The following is a 504-nucleotide window of genomic DNA, read 5'->3' on the forward strand; positions in this document are numbered from 1 at the left end:
ACATAACGCCCAATTAAGGGGTGAGCCACGAGACCACGACACCCAATTTGGATGCCGTAAACACTAAACCTGACTTAAACCCAAAATGCCAAGCGTGGGGAATCCCTCTTAAATTGTTTGTTATGCGCTTGCTTCGCGGGTTAGTCTTTCTATAACAGAGCGTAATTTGGTCACTTTAAGCTCTGTGAGCATCACTGTAACGAAACTCAACACAGACATTGTTACAAGGGCAAAGTCTAAAAAACTACCACCACCAGTTTGATTGATGCCATACAAGCCAAACAGCAGAAAAAAACTGGCTAATATCGATAAAACCGTATCATTTGTTTTAATTTTGTACTCATCGGCAGCTATATCCTTGCTTATTGATACAACATTTGAAAGCCCTTCGAGCCTCACTACAATTTTCCCATTTTTAACCTTGGCATTAAAACCATCTCTCTGTAATGAGCTTACTAAATCATCCATAATTGTTGTCTCCATTTCTATTTTGGCGCATAACGC

Annotated in this window: 1 protein-coding gene; it reads right to left on the bottom strand. The window is 40.1% G+C overall.

The genetic code is table 11. From position 1 onward, the window contains the following. Nucleotides 1–120 precede the first annotated feature (120 nt). On the bottom strand, nt 121–504 hold a 384-nt coding region (locus AACW06_RS20040), incomplete at its 5' end, for a hypothetical protein (RefSeq protein WP_238336778.1).

This window comes from Vibrio sp. S12_S33 (assembly GCF_963889785.1).
Lineage (GTDB): Bacteria > Pseudomonadota > Gammaproteobacteria > Enterobacterales > Vibrionaceae > Vibrio > Vibrio aestuarianus.